Annotated in this window: 17 protein-coding genes; 7 read left to right on the top strand and 10 right to left on the bottom strand. The window is 60.6% G+C overall.

The annotated features are described in order from the left end of the window. Positions 1–3: 3 nt before the first annotated feature. The 4 genes from HU724_RS23600 to HU724_RS23585 all read right to left on the bottom strand — a co-directional run bounded on the left by HU724_RS23600 (position 4) and on the right by HU724_RS23585 (position 3,319). Positions 4–945 carry a MerR family transcriptional regulator gene (locus HU724_RS23600; RefSeq protein WP_186569155.1) on the bottom strand — a complete coding sequence of 314 codons (942 nt, stop codon included), beginning with the start codon at positions 943–945 and terminating at the stop codon, positions 4–6. Then, positions 945–1,907, bottom strand: coding sequence for a YbgA family protein (locus HU724_RS23595; RefSeq protein ID WP_186569156.1), 963 nt, complete (start codon positions 1,905–1,907; stop codon positions 945–947). The genes HU724_RS23600 and HU724_RS23595 overlap by 1 nt, the downstream gene beginning before the upstream one ends. Before the next feature lie 213 nt (positions 1,908–2,120). Further along, on the bottom strand, positions 2,121–2,336 hold the full coding sequence (locus HU724_RS23590) for a TIGR02450 family Trp-rich protein (RefSeq protein ID WP_076564097.1): 216 nt from the start codon (positions 2,334–2,336) through the stop codon (positions 2,121–2,123). Next, complete coding sequence (locus HU724_RS23585; protein ID WP_186569157.1) at positions 2,333–3,319, bottom strand: NAD(P)/FAD-dependent oxidoreductase; 987 nt, start codon at positions 3,317–3,319, stop codon at positions 2,333–2,335. The genes HU724_RS23590 and HU724_RS23585 overlap by 4 nt, the downstream gene beginning before the upstream one ends. Positions 3,320–3,516: 197 nt before the next feature. On the opposite strand from HU724_RS23585, the gene HU724_RS23580 reads away from it, so the two are divergent. Together HU724_RS23580 and hemH are read left to right on the top strand one after the other, a co-directional pair. After that, the gene (locus HU724_RS23580) at positions 3,517–4,419 is read left to right on the top strand and encodes a TIGR01777 family oxidoreductase (RefSeq protein ID WP_024014281.1); all 903 of its coding nucleotides are present in this window, start codon (positions 3,517–3,519) and stop codon (positions 4,417–4,419) included. 13 nt (positions 4,420–4,432) lie between these two features. Next, positions 4,433–5,458: a ferrochelatase gene (gene hemH / locus HU724_RS23575; protein WP_186569158.1), complete on the top strand. Its 1,026-nt coding sequence runs from the start codon at positions 4,433–4,435 to the stop codon at positions 5,456–5,458. A 132-nt stretch (positions 5,459–5,590) separates the two neighbouring features. Here hemH and HU724_RS23570 read toward each other — a convergent pair whose 3' ends face one another. Continuing rightward, entirely contained in the window at positions 5,591–6,865 is a 1,275-nt protein-coding gene (locus HU724_RS23570) for a uracil-xanthine permease family protein (RefSeq protein WP_186569159.1), read from the bottom strand. 2 nt (positions 6,866–6,867) lie between these two features. Next, positions 6,868–7,506 carry a uracil phosphoribosyltransferase gene (gene upp / locus HU724_RS23565; RefSeq protein ID WP_024014279.1) on the bottom strand — a complete coding sequence of 213 codons (639 nt, stop codon included), beginning with the start codon at positions 7,504–7,506 and terminating at the stop codon, positions 6,868–6,870. 165 nt (positions 7,507–7,671) lie between these two features. On the opposite strand from upp, the gene HU724_RS23560 reads away from it, so the two are divergent. The 3 genes from HU724_RS23560 to HU724_RS23550 all read left to right on the top strand — a co-directional run bounded on the left by HU724_RS23560 (position 7,672) and on the right by HU724_RS23550 (position 9,240). Continuing rightward, positions 7,672–8,229, top strand: a complete 558-nt coding sequence (locus HU724_RS23560; RefSeq protein ID WP_016773231.1) for a hypoxanthine-guanine phosphoribosyltransferase — start codon at positions 7,672–7,674, stop codon at positions 8,227–8,229. 180 nt (positions 8,230–8,409) lie between these two features. Next, on the top strand, positions 8,410–8,889 hold the full coding sequence (locus tag HU724_RS23555) for a hypothetical protein (RefSeq protein ID WP_186569160.1): 480 nt from the start codon (positions 8,410–8,412) through the stop codon (positions 8,887–8,889). A gap of 63 nt (positions 8,890–8,952) precedes the next feature. Beyond that, positions 8,953–9,240 carry a PA4642 family protein gene (locus HU724_RS23550; RefSeq protein ID WP_110603002.1) on the top strand — a complete coding sequence of 96 codons (288 nt, stop codon included), beginning with the start codon at positions 8,953–8,955 and terminating at the stop codon, positions 9,238–9,240. Positions 9,241–9,316: 76 nt separating this feature from the next. On the opposite strand, the gene mqo is transcribed toward HU724_RS23550, so the two are convergent. Then, a complete protein-coding gene (mqo, locus tag HU724_RS23545; RefSeq protein ID WP_133338292.1) occupies positions 9,317–10,825 on the bottom strand; it encodes a malate dehydrogenase (quinone) in 1,509 nt (502 codons plus the stop codon). Positions 10,826–11,529: 704 nt separating this feature from the next. After that, positions 11,530–11,763, bottom strand: coding sequence for a hypothetical protein (locus HU724_RS23540; protein WP_186569161.1), 234 nt, complete (start codon positions 11,761–11,763; stop codon positions 11,530–11,532). Positions 11,764–11,968: 205 nt separating this feature from the next. On the opposite strand from HU724_RS23540, the gene HU724_RS23535 reads away from it, so the two are divergent. Beyond that, a complete protein-coding gene (locus HU724_RS23535; RefSeq protein WP_024014276.1) occupies positions 11,969–12,553 on the top strand; it encodes a YajG family lipoprotein in 585 nt (194 codons plus the stop codon). A gap of 349 nt (positions 12,554–12,902) precedes the next feature. Here the strand turns inward: HU724_RS23535 and HU724_RS23530 are convergent, their stop codons facing one another. Then, positions 12,903–13,109: a hypothetical protein gene (locus HU724_RS23530; RefSeq protein WP_016770662.1), complete on the bottom strand. Its 207-nt coding sequence runs from the start codon at positions 13,107–13,109 to the stop codon at positions 12,903–12,905. Between the two features lie 193 nt (positions 13,110–13,302). Between HU724_RS23530 and HU724_RS23525 the strand changes: the two genes are divergently transcribed. Further along, positions 13,303–13,581 (top strand): hypothetical protein, encoded by a 279-nt coding sequence (locus HU724_RS23525; protein ID WP_016770663.1) that lies wholly within the window; start codon positions 13,303–13,305, stop codon positions 13,579–13,581. Between the two features lie 131 nt (positions 13,582–13,712). On the opposite strand, the gene HU724_RS23520 is transcribed toward HU724_RS23525, so the two are convergent. Continuing rightward, positions 13,713–14,876, bottom strand: coding sequence for a 1-acyl-sn-glycerol-3-phosphate acyltransferase (locus tag HU724_RS23520; RefSeq protein WP_186569162.1), 1,164 nt, complete (start codon positions 14,874–14,876; stop codon positions 13,713–13,715). Positions 14,877–14,888 lie beyond the last annotated feature (12 nt).

Raw genomic sequence — 14,888 nt, 5'->3', positions numbered from 1 at the left:
TCATCAAATCAATCCGCGCTCGAGCAGCGCCTGGTGTGCGGCAAGCGGATCTTCAGCCAGGAACAGATCGGCAGTGTGGGCGGTGCGTGCGGACAACTCGGTGTGGTGAATGTGCACCGTGGGGCCAGCAATCAAGGTCGGGCAATTGACGTTCGCCAACAGCTTGGGCAGCTGCGCCAGTTGCATGGCTTTGCTCGAATACAGCAGCACGCCACGGGCTTGCAGATGCTCGACGGTCAGCGCCAGTTCACCGGCCGGCAGTGGCCAGTCGAACACTTGCACCGGGCAATCGGCACTGCTGATCAGCCATGCGCATAGCCACAGATGTGGCTCCAGCGGCAGGTCGGAATGATTGATCAACAGCAGCGGCGCCGAATGCAGCTGGCGGTTGTTATGGTAGATGCGTGCGCCGAACTTGCTGCGCAGCCAGGAAAAGAAAAACGTGCGCTCCATCTGCGCGCCGAATTGGCCTTGCCAGCGCTGTTCGAGCTCGGCCAGCAGCGGCATCAGCAATTGCTCGCACAACGTCCGCGGCGGGTATAGGGCGATGGCCTGATTGACGCTGTCATCCAGCGTGCGCTCATTGAGCGAGGTGACCGCCGCCAGCAACGTCTGATGCAGACGCTGCCAATCGTTTTCCACGGTTTCCGTGAAGGCCTGCGGCGCATCGAGCAGTGGCTTGACCTGGCTGACCGCAACGCCACGGTTGAGCCAGGTGAGGATGGCCATGATTCGCTGCACATGTTCAGCGCTATACAGCCGATGGCCCTTGGGCGTGCGCTGGGGCACCACCAAGCCGTAGCGACGTTCCCAAGCGCGCAGGGTGATGGCGTTGACGCCGGTCTGCCGCGCGACTTCGCGAATCGGCAACCAGCCCTCGTCGAGGGCTTTCTTGAAATCGGCGCCGAGGTCTTCCCGGGCGCTGCTGTCGGTTTTATCGTTCATTAGATCGCGTTTCGCAGACTGAGGTTTTCCGGATGCGGCTGCAGGTAAACCTGCTGCGCGATGTACGGGTCCGGATGGAGTCGAAAATGGTGTTTGAGCAGCGTCAATGGCACCACCAGCGGCACGATGCCTTGGCGGTACTGGCCGATGATCTGCTGCATTTCCTGTTTGTCTTCGGCGCTCAACGATTGTTTCAAATAACCGCTGAGGTGCAGCAGCACGTTGCAGTGGGTGCCGCGCGTGGCGCATTTCTTCAGCGCGGCCATCAGCTCGCTGAAGTAGCGCGGGCCGAGCTCGGCGGGATCGCTGTCAGCCATATTGCCAAGCATCTTGCCGAGGTTTCTGTATTGCAGCGGGTTGTGCGCCATCAGCAGGTACTTGTAGCGCGAATGGAATTCGGTGAGGGCGCGGCGGCTCAGGCCCTCGGCGAGCACTTGCTGCCAGGCGCTGTAGGCCAGGACGCGGGTGATGAAGTTTTCCCGCAGCACCGGATCGTTGAGGCGCCCGGCTTCTTCCACCGGCAGATCCGGATGCCGTGCACAGAATGCCTGCGCATAGATGCCGCGCCCGCCACCGTTCACTGGCGCGCCGTTGTCGTGATAGACCTTGACCCGTTCCAGCCCGCAGGAGGGCGACTGCTGCATGAAGATGTAGCCGGACAAGTCCTGCAACTCGGCGGCCATTTTCTCGCCGTATTCGGCCAGCGGCCTGGTGACGTTGATGGTCCGGTCGACGGTGCCGACCGCCTCGGGTTGTTCAGGGTCGCCGACCAGCCGGATCGGCTCACGGGGAATGCCCATGCCGATGGCGACTTCCGGGCACAGCGGGACGAAATCGAAATATTCGGTGAGGGTACGGCTGCATAGCCGCGATTCCTTGTGCCCACCGTTGTAGCGCACTTCTTCGCCCAACAGGCAGGCGCTGATGGCGATCTTCGGCTTGGACAGGGAAGCAGTAGACATGAGCACCTCGAATCTATACCTGTACAGAGAGTTATCTCTGTACAACTTTTCCTCAGCATAGATCGATGGATGTACAAGTCAAATGATTTGTATAAGATTTTTGTGCGGCGTTGATCTGTGGGAGCGAGCCTGCTCGCGAAAGCAGTGGAGCAGTCGACGAATTCGAATCTGATACAGCGCTTTCGCGAGCAGGCTCGCTCCCACAAGGGAAATCTATTTCCAGCCGAGTAACCAGTGCTCGCTGTCTTTCAGCACCTGCCAATCCAGCCGCTCGCTACGCTGGGTCAGCACCGCCTGCAATTCAACTTCCAGCACCGTACCTTCCTCGTCGCGGATCAGTTCGGTGACCAGAAAATGTTTTTCGCGATTTTGCGGATGGGCTGCTGTCCACTTCGACAGCAGCAATTTGCGCGGATTGATGCGATTCATTGCAGGTGTTCGTGCAAGCGACGTGCAGCCTCCTGACCACTGAGCCAGGCGCCTTCAACGCGGCCCGACAGGCACCAGTCGCCACAGGCGTACAGGCCCAGATCGACATCAGCCAGTGTGGTCCATTCATGGCCGGTAGCGGGGCGGGCGTAGAGCCAGCGGTGGGCGAGGCTGAAGCTCGGCGCAGGCATGGCGCTGTGCAGCAGTTCGGCGAAAGCACCGTGCAGATGCTCGATTACTGCTTCCTTGGAGAGGTCGATGTGTTGCCGGCTCCAGGCGCTGGTTGCATGCAGCACCCACGTGTCGAGAGTGCTGTCGCGCCCGGGTTTGCTACGGTTGCGCGCCAGCCAGTCGAGCGGGCTGTCCTGTACGAAGCAGCCTTCGATTGGCGTATCCAGCGGGGTTTCGAAGGCGAGAGCGACGGCCCAGGTCGGCTCCATTTTGACCCCGGCAGCGACGCCGGCAAGTTTCGGCGCGGCGGCCAGCAACGCGGTGGCTTGCGGTGCCGGTGTGGCGATCACCACATGGCTGAAGGGGCCGTGGGTGCAGCCGTCGGCGTCCTGCAGATGCCAGTGTTCTTCACCGCGATAGACCTCGGTGATGCGGCAGGCAAACTGCACGTCCAGGCCATCGAGCAGGCCGCGGGTGATGGCGCTCATGCGCGGCGTGCCGACCCAGCGGGTCTGCTCGTCCGGCGACATGTTCAGTTGGCCGCCCTGGAAGGTGTACAGCTGCGGCGCCCACTCGGCGGCCCAGCCCTGGCTCTGCCAGCGCTGCACTTCGGTGACGAAGCGCCGGTCACGCGCGGTGAAGTATTGAGCGCCCAAGTCCAGCGAGCCGGCGTCGCTGCGCTTGCTCGACATGCGCCCGCCGCTGCCGCGGCTTTTATCGAACAGTTGAACGGTATGCCCGGTCTCTGTCAGAGCCTGAGCGGCGGAGAGCCCGGCGATGCCGGTGCCGATGATTGCGATAGGTACAGTCATAGGGGCCTCGTTTACCTTTCTGTACAGACTACGCCGTCGATCAAACCTGTACAATTCTGTTTTTTGGTATAACTTCTAGCGTTCTCGTTCTGACAGCTTGGCCTATTGTTAAACCATAGAGCCTGCCCGATCGAAAAGATCCCTGCCTATAAAAATAGACTAGTGATCCGGGTTAAACGCCACGCGAGGAAGATGTCATGCACATATTGCTGACCGGCGGTACTGGTTTGATCGGACGTCAGCTCTGCCGGCACTGGCTGGAGCAGGGCCATCGGCTGACGGTGTGGAGTCGCCGCGCGGAAAAAGTCGCGCAGATCTGCGGCGCGCAAGTGCGCGGAATTTCGCGTCTGGAGGACCTCGGCGAAGAGCCGCTGGATGCGATCGTCAATCTCGCCGGTGCGCCGATTGCCGACCGCCCCTGGACCCATCGACGCAAGGCGTTGCTGTGGAGCAGCCGCATCACCCTGACGGAAACGCTGCTGGCGTGGCTGGAAACTCGCGCGCAGAAACCGGCGCTGCTGATTTCCGGCTCGGCGATCGGCTGGTACGGCGACGCTGGCGAACGCGAGTTGACTGAAGAATCACCGCCCGGCATCGACGACTTCGCCAGTCAGTTGTGTATCGCTTGGGAAGAGACCGCGCTGCGTGCCGAGAACCTCGGCATCCGCGTGGTGCTGGTGCGAACCGGTCTGGTGCTGTCGGCCGAGGGCGGCTTTTTGTCGCGGCTGTTGCTGCCGTTCAAGCTCGGGCTCGGCGGGCCTTTGGGCAATGGTCGACAGTGGATGCCGTGGATCCATATCGACGATCAAATCGCCCTGATTGATTTTCTTCTGCACCGGAATCAGGCCAGCGGTCCTTATAATGCCTGCGCGCCGAAACCTGTGCGCAACCGCGAATTTGCCAAGACCCTGGGCAGTGTGTTGCACCGCCCGGCGTTCATGCCGATGCCGACCCTGGCGCTGAAAGTCATGCTCGGCGAGCTGTCACTGTTATTGCTTGGCGGCCAGCGCGCGACGCCGGCACGCCTGGTGGAAGCGGGGTTCAGCTTCCGCTTTACGGATTTACGCGCGGCTCTGGATGATCTCTCCAGCCGCCTCTGAAATAGGACGTTGCATGACCGATCACGCTTTGCTTCTGGTCAACCTGGGCTCTCCGGCCTCCACCTCGGTGGCCGATGTGCGCAGCTACCTCAATCAATTTCTGATGGACCCCTACGTGATCGACCTGCCATGGCCGCTGCGGCGGTTGCTGGTGTCGCTGATCCTGATCAAGCGCCCCGAGCAATCGGCGCATGCCTACGCCTCGATCTGGTGGGAGGAGGGCTCGCCGCTGGTGGTGCTCAGCCGCCGCTTGCAGGAGCAGATGACCCGGACGTGGAAACACGGCCCGGTGGATCTGGCGATGCGTTATGGCGAGCCGTCGATCGAAACCTGTCTGCTGCGTCTGGTCAAAGCGGGACATAAGAAGATCACGCTGGCGCCGTTGTACCCACAGTTCGCCGACAGCACCACGACCACCGTGATCGAAGAAGCCCGACGCGTGCTACGCGAGAAGAAACTCGACGTGCAGTTGTCGATCCTGCAACCGTTCTATGATCAGCCTGAATACATCGAAGCACTGGCCGCCAGTGCTCGACCACATCTGCAGCAGGACTACGATCATCTGCTGCTGAGCTTTCACGGCTTGCCTGAGCGCCATCTGAGCAAGCTCGACCCGACGGGCAATCACTGCCTCAAGGGCGCCGATTGCTGCCAGACCGCCTCGCCGGCGGTATTGGCGACCTGTTATCGCGCGCAGTGTTTCCGTACCGCCGCCGCCTTCGCCAAAAGCATGGGCCTGGCGGACGGCAAATGGTCGGTGTCGTTTCAGTCGCGCCTGGGCCGGGCGAAATGGATCGAGCCGTACACCGAAGCGCGGCTGGATGAACTGGCCAAAAGCGGGGTGAAAAAGATTCTGGTGATGTGCCCGGCGTTCGTCGCCGATTGCATCGAGACGCTGGAAGAGATCGGCGATCGCGGCAAGGAACAGTTCCGCGAAGCGGGGGGCGAGGAGTTGCTGCTGGTGCCGTGCCTGAACGACGACCCGCAATGGGCCAAGGCGTTGGCCACGCTCTGCGAACGAGCGCCGCTGGCCCTCTGAGCAAGCCCGCTCACACAGTGATCGTTCCCACGCTCTGCGTGGGAATGCAGCCCGTGACGCTCCGCGTCACTGGACGCGGAGCGTCCCTTGAGGCATCCCCACGCGGAGCGTGGGAACGATCATTGCGGGGGGTTAAATCAGCGGCTCATCCGCCTTCTTGTTCTTCCAGCCGTCATTGCCCGGCAGGATCAGGTTCAGCGCAATCGCCACCACCGCGCACAGCGCGATGCCTTTGAGGCCGAAGTCATCAGGACCGGTGCCGGTGCCGACCAGCACGCCGCCGATACCGAACACCAGCGTCACCGAAACAATCACCAGGTTGCGCGCTTCGCCCAGGTCGATCTTGTGACGGATCAGGGTGTTCATGCCCACCGCTGCGATCGAACCGAACAGCAAGCACAGAATCCCGCCCATCACCGGCACCGGAATGCTTTGCAGCAGCGCGCCGAACTTGCCGATGAACGCCAGGGTGATGGCGAAGACCGCCGCCCAGGTCATGATTTTCGGGTTGTAGTTCTTGGTCAGCATCACCGCGCCGGTCACTTCGGCGTAAGTGGTGTTGGGCGGGCCACCGAACAGGCCGGCAGCAGTGGTGGCGATGCCGTCACCGAGCAGGGTGCGATGCAGGCCTGGCTTCTTCAGGTAATCGCGACCGGTCACGCTACCCACGGCAATCACGCCGCCAATGTGCTCGATCGCCGGGGCCAGCGCTACCGGAACGATGAACAGAATCGCCTGCCAGTTGAACTCGGGCGCGGTGAAGTGCGGCAGGGCGAACCATGGCGCTGCAGCAATTTTCGCTGTGTCGACCACGCCGAAATAGAACGACATGGCAAAGCCCACCAGCACGCCGGAAATGATCGGCACCAAACGGAAGATGCCTTTGCCGAACACCGCCACGATCAGCGTGGTCAGCAGCGCCGGCATGGAAATCATCATCGCCGTCTGATAGTGGATCAGCTCGGTGCCGTCGCCGGCCTTGCCCATCGCCATGTTCGCGGCAATCGGCGCCATGGCCAGGCCGATGGAGATGATCACCGGACCGATCACTACCGGCGGCAGCAAACGGTCAATGAAGCCGGTGCCTTTGATCTTCACAGCCAGGCCGAGGAAGGTGTAGACGAAACCGGCCGCCATTACCCCGCCCATGGTCGCGGCAAGACCGAACTGGCCCTTGGCGAGAATGATCGGCGTGATGAAGGCGAAGCTCGACGCCAGGAACACCGGCACCTGACGCCCGGTGACGATCTGGAACAGGATCGTCCCCAGACCCGCGGTGAACAGTGCCACGTTCGGGTCCAGGCCGGTGATCAGCGGCATCAGCACCAAGGCGCCGAAGGCCACGAACAGCATCTGCGCGCCGGACAGCACCGTGCGCCAGAGCGGATCGTTGAACTCTTGCTGCATGGTCACGCGTCCTTCTGCTTTGTGCCGAAGATCTTGTCACCAGCATCGCCAAGCCCAGGAATGATGTAGCCGTGCTCGTTCAAACGTTCATCGATGGACGCGGTGTAGATGGTCACGTCCGGGTGCGCTTGTTCGACGGCAGCAATGCCTTCCGGCGCGGCCACCAGGACCATGGCACGGATGTCGCGGCAACCGGCCTTTTTCAGCAGATCGATGGTGGCAACCATGGAGCTGCCGGTGGCTAGCATCGGGTCGATGATCATCGCCAGGCGCTCGTCGATTTCCGGTACCAGTTTTTCCAGATAGGTGTGCGCTTGCAGGGTTTCTTCGTTGCGGGCAACGCCCACAGCGGAGACCTTGGCGCCCGGGATCAGGCTGAGCACGCCTTCGAGCATGCCGATACCGGCACGCAGGATCGGCACGACGGTGATCTTCTTGCCGGCGATCTTCTCCACCGACACGGTGCCGCACCAGCCGGCAATGTCGTAGGATTCGAGCGGCAGATCTTTTGTAGCTTCATAGGTCAACAGGGCGCCGACTTCCTGAGCGAGCTCGCGGAAATTCTTGGTGCTGATGTCAGCGCGGCGCATCAGGCCGAGTTTATGACGGATCAGCGGATGGCGGATCTCGAGGATGGGCATGGGAAAGGCTCCGGCGGCGGGCAAAAAAACCGGCCTAGATTAATCTATCCGAGGGTGATGTCCTATAGGACATTCTGTACGTTAGTCCATAAGAGCTTGATTCGACCTCGCGGGATGCGTACCTTTGCCCGCTTTTCCAATTCCGCCAACCCCCTGGAGAGCGCCATGTCCGCTGATCTCGAGCATATCCGTCAAATCATGCGAGAGGCTGACTGCCTGTACACCGAATCTGAAGTCGAGGCGGCCATCGCCCGCGTCGGTGCACAAATCAACGAACAACTGGCTGACAGCAATCCGGTGGTGTTCTGCGTGATGAACGGCGGCCTGATCTTCTCCGGCAAACTGCTGACGCATCTGCAATTCCCGCTGGAAGCGTCCTACCTGCACGCGACCCGTTATCGCAACGAAACCAGCGGCGGCGACCTGTTCTGGAAAGCCAAGCCGGAAGTCTCGTTCATCGACCGCGATGTGCTGATCATCGACGACATCCTCGACGAAGGTCATACCCTGGGCGCGATCATCGACTTCTGCAAACACGCCGGCGCACGCAAAGTGCACACCGCCGTGCTGATCGACAAGGACCACGACCGCAAGGCACGTCCTGACCTGAAAGCCGATTTCGTCGGCCTGCCATGCATCGACCGCTACATCTTCGGTTATGGCATGGACTACAAGGGCTACTGGCGCAACGCCAACGGGATTTACGCCGTTAAAGGCATGTAAGAACCTGCATTGCCCCCTGTGGGAGCGAGCCTGCTCGCGAAGGCGTCGTGTCAGTCAGCATCATTGAAAGCTGACACACCGCTTTCGCGAGCAGGCTCGCTCCCACAGTTGTTTTTGTGTGTGCCGATCCTTGCGCGACAGCCATGCTAGAGTGCTCGGCCCCGCCCTCCGGAGCCTGTCATGCGCCTCTTGATCCGCAGTCTCGCCGCCCTGTTGCTGTCGCTCAGCCTGCCGCTGTCCGCCGCGCCGATGCACAGCCAGTTCCTGCCGCCGGACGATCTCACCCTGCGCGACGCTGAACCCGAGCAGCAGCAACTGCTGCAGGTCAGCGAGTATTCGGTGGTGGTCGGTGCGCAGCGCCAGTCCAATCAGCAGCCGATTCCGGTCACCTCATCCTTGTTGATCCGCCTCAAAGGCAAATCGCTGAACAAGGGCGCGACCATCAGCCAGGTGCTGGTGAGTTTCGACGGCGAGAGCAAAAGCCTGAAAAAACCGGCTTACGATGACAAAAGCAAAACCCTGACGCTGTTCTATCCGCTCGCTCAATACCGCGTGGTGATGGATCTGTTGCGCAACGACACGGTGTATGTGCAGTTCCTCAGTTATGCCAATGGCCATATCTGGGCCGATTTGCACACCGGGGCAATTCGTCCGCGTTGAGCCGGGCGGTCGGGCAGGGGTAAACTGCCCGCCCCGTGTCATGTCTGCGAGCTGGAGTCGGCAATGCGTAAAGATAAGAAACAAGTGATTGGTGACGAGATCGGCGATGAGCAGATCAAGCTGTTCCTCGATTTTGAGCCGGTCGACGCCACTTCGCCGTCGCTGCACAAACTGATCAAGGCTTATCGCGGTTTGCGCATCGACGATTTCGAGCGCTTTCTGGGCTTCTTCGTTGCGGCGGGTTATGACGTTGATGGCAAGGATGAAGAGGGCCAGACCTTTGTTGATCACATCAAGGATCAGCGCAATGCCGCCGAGTACATCGTGTTGATCGACAAGGCTCGCGGTTAAGGTCAAAAGACGAGATCTTTTGCTTTTTGACAGGCAAAAAAAACGCCCCAATGGGGCGTTTTTTTATGCCGCAAGATCAAGCGAAGCTTGGGGTCTCGCTGCTTTCTTCAACCAGTTCCAGGGCGATGTTGTTCTGCGTGTTGATCTTGCGATACAGCGCAGCATCGGTTTCCAGAACCTTTTCACGGGCCGGGAAGATTTCCGCGAGTTTGCTTGCCCACTCGCCGGACGCCTTGGCCGGGAAGCACTTCTCGATCAGTTCGAGCATGATCGAAACGGTCACCGACGCGCCTGGCGATGCGCCGAGCAGGGCAGCGAGGGAGCCGTCCTTCGCCGCGACCAGTTCGGTACCGAACTGCAGGATGCCGCCCTTTTTCGGGTCCTTCTTGATGATCTGCACCCGTTGGCCGGCCACTTCCAGGCGCCAGTCTTCGGCTTTCGCCTGCGGGTAGAAACGCCGCAGGGATTCCAGACGCTGTTCCATCGACTGCATCACTTCGCTGACCAGGTACTTGGTCAGGTCCATGTTGTTTTTCGCCACCGCCAGCATCGGCCCGATGTTGCCGGCGCGCACCGACATTGGCAGGTCCATGAAGGAGCCGTGCTTGAGGAACTTGGTGGTGAAACCGGCGTATGGCCCGAACAGCAGGGATTTCTTACCGTCGACGACGCGAGTGTCGAGGTGCGGCACCGACATCGGTGGCGAACCCACGGCAGCCTGGCTGTAGACCTTGGCCTGATGCTGCTTGACCACTTCCGGGTTATCGCAACGCAGCCACTGGCCACTGATCGGGAAGCCGCCGAAGCCTTTGCTTTCTTCGATGCCCGAAGCCTGCAGCAACGGCAGGGCCGCGCCACCGGCACCGAGGAAGACAAACTTTGCGTCGACTTCGCGGGTGTTGCCGTTGTTGACGTCCTTGATGCTGACGGTCCAGCCGGCGCCGTTACGCTTGAGGCCGGTCACGCGCTTGCAGTATTTGACCTGGGTGTCCGGCGCGCTGCTCAGGTGTTTGAGCAACTGATTGGTCAGGGCGCCGAAGTTGACGTCGGTGCCGTTCATTACGCGGGTGGCGGCGAGGACTTCGTCGGGCGAGCGGCCCGGCATCATCAGCGGCATCCACTCGGCCATCTTGCCCTTGTCTTCGGTGTACTCCATGTCGGCGAACGCGTGGTGCTTGCTCAGGACATTGAAGCGTTCCTTGAGGAACGACACGCCGCTCTCGCCCTGAACGAAACTCAGGTGCGGCACCGGGCTGATGAAGGATTTGCTCGAGCCGAACGTGCCCTTTTTGGTCAGGTACGACCAGAACTGTTTCGACACCTCGAACTGGGTGTTGATGTGCACGGCTTTCTTGATGTCGACGCTGCCGTCGGCGGCCTGCGGCGTGTAGTTCAGCTCGCACAGGCCGGCGTGACCGGTACCGGCGTTGTTCCACGGATTGGAACTCTCGGCGGCGCCGGAATCCATCAGCTCGACGACTTCCAGCTTGATCGCGGGGTCGAGCTCTTTGAGCAGTACGGCCAGGGTGGCACTCATGATGCCGGCCCCTACCAGAACTACGTCGACTGCTTCGTTATGCGCCATTTAACGCGTCTCCCAAATCTGCAGCACCAAATTGTCGGCATGGCTGCCAGGCGTTCCAGGGCAGGTCAGTGGGCCCGGGCTATCCGTGGTCAGGTGGGCCATGTCCGAATCTTCGCAATTTTTCGCAACTTCGACGGATGCGTGCGGCCTGGTTTCAAGCGTTCCATGAACGCATTTTCACGCAGGGCTGGCAATTCGACTTATGGTCGAGTCATCCGTTTTCGTGCAACCAAATCCGTAGCGGACAGGCTTCAGGCTCCGATGTTCGAGGTATACCCGGTCCTGTGTCGTTGGGCTGTTTCGGACGCTAATGGTGCATGTTCAGACGCAAAACTATTCATTTGCTCGCCACACTCTTGTGAAGTTGTGAAAACCCGTTTTTTTCACGCTCTTTTGAAGACGTGAACCTCAAAAAAGGGCTGCCTTGGCCTGGCACCTGCCCGCTAGGGCAAAACAACGCGGTGGCCGAGCGAATGACAGCTCTGCAGATTCGCGAAAAGCGGGTTTTTGCCGGAAGAACAGGCAAGCGCGCCAACTTCACTCGATCTGTGTGGGCGGCTCTCTGTGGGCGATTTTGATGTCGATGCATGCGCATTGACGCTGTTGCGGGGCCCGATCAGGAGACGTCCTTATAATCGGGGGGAGATTGTAGCGAAGAAATGCGCGCAGTTGCTCGTGTTTAATGACTTTTATTAGGCATCCGGTCAGATGCTCAACTGCACCTGACCCCGTGCGCGCATTTGTCGCGGTACGACCCGGGCGCTGGCGGGCAGCGGCTGGTTCAACCAGATCAGGCGGATTTCTTCGATTTCCACCCAACCATCGCCCATCGGTTGCAGGCTGCACTGCTTGAAAGCCTGGCAATGGCCGTTGCGGTCGAGCAGGGCGAAGCTGCGATGCAGCGGGCGTGGGGCGAACAGCGAGATCAGATAGCGCATGGCAGAGTTCCTTGAAGGAGGACTGCTTTGAAGCTTGTCGGCAAGCCATGACGCCAGGGTGTATGGACGGTGAAGAATGTGTGACAGGAACCGCTTTCGGTGGGGTTTGTCTGACATTGCAGTATTCACTGTGCGGCGCTGGTTACGCGCAGTGGCCCACCGCTATACTGCCGGCCTGTTTGTGCCTGATTCTGGAGAGAAGAGCATGTTGCAACGCCTGTTGTTCGGTTTGATCACTGTCGCCGGTTTGACCCTCGCCGGCTGCGCCCACAGCCCGCAACAACTGAATCCGGAGCCGAAGCTGACCACGCAACTGCCAGCGGTCGGTCGCGGCCAGCCTGTCATCGTGCGTGTGGTCGACGGTCGTCCGTCGCCAACCCTCGGCACCCGTGGCGGTCTGTACCCGGAAACCAGCGCCATCACCGTACAGCGCGAGCAGATCCTGCCCAAGCTGCAAGCCCAGGCCGAAGCCGCCGTACGCCTGCTCGGCTTCACCCCGACCACCAACGCACCCAACGCGCCGCAGCTGACCGTGACCCTGGCCGAGCTGAAATACCAGTCGCCGAAAGAAGGCATGTACGTGACCGAAGCGACCATCGGCGCGACCTTCCGCTCCGACGTGCAGAACGCCAACCGCCGCTACAGCGGCCGTTACGGTGCGTCGCTGGACCAGCGCTTCGGCATGGCGCCGAATCAGGAAACCAACACCAAACTGGTCAGCGATGTATTGAGCGATGCACTGACGCGTCTGTTCAAGGACCCGACCGTGGGGCAGGTGCTCGCTGAGTAAGTTTGCAGCGAATCTGAAAAAGCCCGGGGCCAGTGATGGTTCCGGGCTTTTTTGTGGATCTGAGATTTGTGTCGTATGGGAAATCGATTCCCCTCACCCCAGCCCTCTCCCGAGGGAGAGGGAGCCGATCGCGTGTGCTTCAAAACCTGAGTTCGGCGCGGTATCTCAAGTCGGCGTATCTACCGCAAACACCTCGGTCAGTCCCCTCTCCCCAAGGAGAGGGAGTCGATCGCGTGTGCTTCAAAACCTGAGTTCGGCGCGGTATCTCATGTCGGCGTATCTACCGCAAACACCTCGGTCAGTCCCCTCTCCCTCTGGGAGAGGGCTAGGGTGAGGGTGCTTTTGACGTTCAGGCAGCCTGAGAATAAAAATCGAGCACGCTCACGCCAGTCAGCAAATCGGTCTCGGGCAAGTCCGCATGCTGATGCCCGCCCAGCGCGCAATACACCAGCCAGTGCCGGTCCTGCACGTTGAAGGCGAGGCTGCCGACCAGGCTTTGCTGGTCGTCGTAAGGAGTGATGAGGTACAGGCGATCCTGGTTTTCCGCGTGCAGCATGTCGCATTCCATTCGGGTTTCGAGGCGCGCAGGGTGAAGCATCCACGTGACGATGCCATGACACAGGACAGCCATCGGTCGATTGTCAGGTTATTTGTCGCAAAGGCTGGGGCAGGGTGGGCCGGTTTGGGTAGAATCCGCGCCGCGGTCGTCGGTCTGGCGTCTGCCACACCGGTTAAGTTCGAGGTCTGTGATGTCGCTGCACTTGATGACGCTGTTTACCGCCCATCCCGCCAAGTTGATCAACCTGCTGGCCTTGCTCCTGGCCTTTCCAGGCAGTTGGCTGCTGCACGCGACCCGCCGACGAGAGCAACGCGCCCAGGCCAGTCTGGCGGCACAGCGCCAGGCGCAGCCGAATGCCGAGCCGATGCTCGATTGGGCGACGTTGCGCATGAACCGGTTTTTCTATCGTTTTGGTTTTGCTTGCCTGGGGCTTGCTTTGATCGTCTCCTGGATCAGCACCCGCTTCTGAAGCAATAGCAAACCTGTGGCGAGGGGATTTATCCCCGTTGGTGTGCGCAGCGCTCCCAAGTTTTTACCTGAGAAAAACAGGGCCTGCTGCGCAGTCCAGCGGGGATAAATCCCCTCGCCACAGCTGTTGCTTTACAGCGGCAATCCAGCCTTGACCCGATACTGGTTGCGCACCGGCGTCGCATATTGCAGCACCAGGTACGGCCGATGCTCAGCGGGGCAGGCGTCCAGTCGGCTCTGCCATTCATCCTGCGCCTTGGCCAGTTCGTCAGCCGGGAACACCTCGGCCGCTTTCGGCACGTTCAGTTGCGAATCGGCATCCGCCCACTGCGCGTACGCCAGGTAATGCACCGGGAACAACCGGTAGCCGCCGAGAATCTGCTTGTCCATTTCGATCGCCAATTGCTTGGTGTCTTCAAACACCTCGGTGATCGGCGCGGCAAAATTCACGTGGACCCGGCCCTTGTAGCCGGTGATGCCCTTGGCGATGCTCACGTCATCCTCGCCCGGCGCCTTGGCGTAGGTGCCGGTGGTGACGCGGATGTACAGCTCGCGGGCCTTGGCCTGATCGCACGGGTCGTACTCATAGCTGATCGACACCGGCGTCACGTTGAGCGAGCGGATCACTTCGCCGAACGGCTCGTCCTTGCGGCTCATGTGGAACATCTTGAGGATCGCCGACTCGGTGCGGTCGTCGCCGTCCTTCGCCCGACCTTCCGCCTGAGCAATCCAGATCGACGCGCAATCGTTGCGGATCGAGTGATTGATGTACGCCGACAGCAATTGATACGCAGCCATTTTCTCGCGACGGCCGGTGATCGAACGGTGGACGATAAAGCTCTTGTTCAAGCGCATCAGGTCACTGACAAACGGCTTTTGCAGCAGGTTGTCGCCAATCGCGATGCGCGGCGTCGGCAGGCCGGCGTGGTACACGGCGTAGTTGACGAAGGCCGGGTCCATGACGATATCGCGGTGGTTGGCGATGAACAGGTAGGCGCTGCCGGACTTGAATTGCTCGACACCGGTATACGTCACGCCGTCGGTGGCGCGCTCGATGGTGTGGTCGACGTAGAACTCGACTTTGTCCTGTAAGGTAGCCACGGAATTCACGTCGGCAAACTCACGACGCAGCCGATGGGCTATAAGAGGTTTGAGCATCCAGCCGAAGGCACCGGCAAAACGCGGGAAGCGGAAGTGGGTGAGGATATCTAGAAACGCCTTGTCGCCGAGCAGCCTTGCCAGTACCGCAGGTACTTCGCTGTCGTCGTAAGGTCGGATGGCATCGAATTCGCCCATCATGCTCTCTTG

The organism is Pseudomonas iranensis, assembly GCF_014268585.2.
GTDB classification, from domain to species: Bacteria; Pseudomonadota; Gammaproteobacteria; order Pseudomonadales; family Pseudomonadaceae; genus Aquipseudomonas; species Aquipseudomonas iranensis.
The sequence above is the reverse complement of the archived record's forward strand: the minus strand, read 5'-3'. Positions and strand labels throughout refer to the sequence as shown.